Origin of the sequence: Streptomyces sp. NPDC057438 (assembly GCF_042802995.1) — a bacterium.
Lineage (GTDB): Bacteria > Actinomycetota > Actinomycetes > Streptomycetales > Streptomycetaceae > Streptomyces.
In genome coordinates this window covers 1-3,478 of record NZ_JBHVDD010000184.1, presented here as the reverse complement: position 1 = coordinate 3,478, position 3,478 = coordinate 1, and the positions used below count along the sequence as shown (strand labels likewise).

At 69.9% G+C, this 3,478-nt stretch carries 3 protein-coding genes and 1 pseudogene; 3 read left to right on the top strand and 1 reads right to left on the bottom strand.

From position 1 onward, the window contains the following. The 3 genes from ACFU5F_RS42150 to ACFU5F_RS42140 all read left to right on the top strand — a co-directional run. Positions 1-1,175 (top strand): FG-GAP and VCBS repeat-containing protein (locus ACFU5F_RS42150; protein WP_383898966.1); only part of this gene is annotated, 1,175 nt, incomplete at its 5' end. Between the two features lie 56 nt (positions 1,176-1,231). Next, positions 1,232-1,963, top strand: a complete 732-nt coding sequence (locus ACFU5F_RS42145) for a transposase (RefSeq protein ID WP_383898964.1) — start codon at positions 1,232-1,234, stop codon at positions 1,961-1,963. A gap of 79 nt (positions 1,964-2,042) precedes the next feature. Further along, a protein-coding gene (locus ACFU5F_RS42140) for an IS5 family transposase (RefSeq protein WP_383898968.1) occupies positions 2,043-2,839 on the top strand; the annotation gives its coding sequence in 2 pieces (ribosomal slippage) (positions 2,043-2,376 and positions 2,376-2,839; 798 coding nt in all). An 8-nt stretch (positions 2,840-2,847) separates the two neighbouring features. Here ACFU5F_RS42140 and ACFU5F_RS42135 read toward each other — a convergent pair. Beyond that, positions 2,848-3,478 (bottom strand): annotated as a pseudogene (locus ACFU5F_RS42135) (hypothetical protein); the annotation flags it as partial.

The window sequence follows — 3,478 nt, the reverse complement described above, 5'->3', positions numbered from 1 at the left end:
CCGCGAACCAGCGCTTCGGGACCAACTTCACCAAGGGCGACATGGACGGCGACGGCTTCAGCGACCTGGTGATCTCGGGCGGCAGTCCCGGCTCCGTCATCCTCTGGGGCTCCGCCTCCGGACTCACCGGCGGCACGGCCATACCCGGGTACGGGCAGTCCCCCACGACCGGCGACTTCGACGGCGACGGCAAGACGGACCTCGCCCTGTTCTCCTACCTATCCGGCGCGGGCGACGACCCGGCGAGCGGCGACGCCACCGTGTGGAAGGGCCCGGTCACCCGTGCCGGACAGCCCACCGCCACCCTGCCGCTGCTGGACAAGGCCGACTGGTGGGGCTATGACGCCAACGACGCGTCCTGCGCCACCAACGGCGGCTGCCAGGAGGACGGCGACTCGATCAGCGGGCCCATCCGCTCCACCCGGACCGGCGACGTCAACGGCGACGGCAAGGACGACATCGTCGCCTGGAAGTACGCGGGCGACGGCCAGTGGGGCAACCGTCTGTTCCTCGGCGGCGGCAGCACGGGCTTCACCAGCGGCTGGGTCCCCGCGGACGGCACGGCGACCGGTACGGGCACCGGCATCGGGGACGTGAACAACGACGGGTTCGACGACGTCGTGGTGGGCAACTACTGGAACGGCGGCAAGGTCCAGATCGCGTTCGGGTCGGCCTCCGGCCTGTCCGAGGAGCGCGTACAGACCTTCGACCAGGACCTGCCCGGCTTCCCCGGCGTGGAGGAGGAGGGCGACGGGATCGGCTCCACGGTCTCGGTGGCAGACGTCAACGGTGACGGCTTCGGCGACATCGCGCTCGGCATCCCGGGCGAGGACATCGGCGGCATCACCGACGCCGGGTCCGTCGCCCTGGTCCCCGGCAGCGCCTCCGGTGTCACGGGCGCCGGTACGCAGACCTTCCACCAAGACACCGCCGGGGTACCCGGAGTCGCCGAGAACGACGACCAGTTCGGCGCGAGCAGCGCGCTGCTGGACGTCGACGGTGACGGCCACGCCGACCTCGCGGCCGGTTCCCTGGCCGAGAACAGCTGGAACGGCGCGGTCTGGGTGCTGCGCGGCACGGCAACCGGTCTCACGGCCACCTCGTCCCTCGCGTTCGGCGCCGGCGACCTCTCGGCGCCCGCCACGGGCGCCCGCTTCGGCGCGCTCCTGCGCTGAGCGAGCCGATCGGGCAACGGGGGTTCGGTGGGGCGGCCTGGTGCCGCCCCACCGTCATGTCCCAGCCCTGGCAGCACCAGTCCTGGATCTTCATCACCGACCCCGGCTTCCGGACCAAGGCCGAGCGGGTGCTCGGCTTGTACGCCCGCACCTGGCGAGGCGTCCGGCTCGGCGAGGACGAGTACGTCATCAGCGCGGACGAGAAGACCTCCATCCAGGCCCGCTGCCGCTGCCACCCCACCCTCACCCCCGGCCAGGCCCGCGCGATACGCGTCAACCACACCTACGGACGCGGCGGCGCCCTGGACTACCTCGCCGCCTACGACGTCCACGCCGCGAAAGTGTCCGGCCGCACCGAGCCACGCACCGGCATCGACCCGTTCATGAACCTGGTCGCCCAGGTCATGAGCACCGAGCCCTACGCCAGCGCGACGCGCGTGTTCTGGATCGTGGACAACGGCTCCTCCCACCGCGGCAAGAAGGCCGCCGACCGCCTGGCCGCCGCCTTCCCCAACGCGGTGATGGTCCACACCCCCGTGCATGCTTCGTGGTTGAACCAGGTGGAGATCTCCTTCTCCGTCGTACAGCGCAAGGTCGTCTCACCCAACGACTTCACCGACCTCGCCCAGGTCGCCGACCGGCTTGGGGCCTTCGAAGACCGCTACAACGCCACAGCACAGCCGTTCCAGTGGAAGTTCACCACTTCCAACCTGGACGATCTGCTGGCCAGGCTCGACCGGCACACCACCGATCACCACGAAGAATCCTCCGCCGAGCCAGCTACATGATCAACCCCCGAAGGACTTACGGAGCCGACCGCTAAGAGGTCATCTCATTTGGACTGTTCGATAGTCTGCCGTCGTGGGGATCGTTGAGCGTCTGGTGCCGGATGAGTTGTGGGATCTGTTCGAGCGGGTCGTGCCGCCTGCTCCGTCGCGGCCGCAGGGCCGTGGCCGACGACGGTACGGGGACCGCGAGGTGCTGGCGGCGATCGTCTTCGTGGCCACGTCAGGCTGCACGTGGAGGCAGCTGCCCCCATCTTTCGGGCCATCGGGCCCGACGGCCCACCGCCGGTTCACCGAATGGAGCAAGGCCCGGGTGTGGGCCAAGCTCCACCGCCTGGTCCTGGACGAACTCGGTTCCCGCGGCGAACTGGACTGGTCCCGGTGTGCGATTGACTCGGTGAACATGCGGGCCCTGAAAGGGGGGACCTGACAGGTCCGAATCCTGTCGACAGGGGCAAGAAGGGCTCGAAGATCCACTTGATCACCGAGCGAACCGGTCTGCCCCTCTCGATCGGCATCTCCGGCGCGAACCTCCACGACAGCCAGGCACTCGAACCACTCGTCCGCGGTATCCCGCCGATCCGCTCCCGCCGCGGACCCCGCCGACGCCGCCCCGCCAAGCTGCACGCGGACAAGGGCTACGACTACGACCACCTGCGGCGATGGCTCCGCAAGCGAGGCGTCCGCCACCGCATCGCCCGTAAGGGCATCGAGTCATCCACACGCCTGGGCCGACACCGCTGGACCATCGAACGCACGATGGCCTGGCTCGCCGGCAGCCGCCGACTCCACCGCCGCTACGAGCGCAAAGCCGAACACTTCCTGGCCTTCACCAGCATCGCTTGCACCCTCATCTGCTACCGCCGACTCGCCAAATGAGACGACTTCTAAGGCACCAGATTTCGCATCACCGCACCCGGCAGCGAAGCATTGCCCGCCGCCGCCTTCGCCACATGACCGTCATCGTCGGCGAGCAACTCTACGATCACCTGGGGCGGGAGGGCCGGATGGCCCGCGGCAATGGGCCTCGCCTGGCCGTCCGTCAGGCAGGCGAGCAGGGCCCGCGGGGTCGCGTGGGGGTGGGCGGCGATTTCGAGGAACGCCTTGTGCACCGGCGGACGGTGGTGGGCGAGGTGTTCCAGGAGTGCCCCGGACGCGTCCGGGTTGGCCGCCACCGCCGCCAGGACCCCGACTCCGTGCCGGTCGACCATGGCCCGCAGTCGCGCCTCGGAGAGGCCGGGGTGCGGGGCGATGCTCTTGACCACCTTCGCGTCGGGGTCGGTGGCGAGGGCGTCGCGTATCTCAGCGGGCAGGTCGCGGCGCAGGGCCACGAGCATCCGTACGGTCGAGTCGGTCGAGTGGGCCAGTTTCCCGACCTCGGCCGGGGACGCGGCCTCGACGCGGGGTAGCAGGGTGGGGCCGATTTTCTTGGTGGCGATGAAGCGAACGAGGACGTCGAGGGGCACGTTGGGGTTGTGCGCGAGTCGGCGCCGTACGTCCGGGCATTCGTCCTCGGCC

Bases quoted from the DNA above. Each gene is read 5' to 3' on its own strand.
- ACFU5F_RS42145 (WP_383898964.1), top strand. From the start codon at position 1,232: ATGTCCCAGCCCTGGCAGCACCAGTCCTGGATCTTCATCACCGACCCC.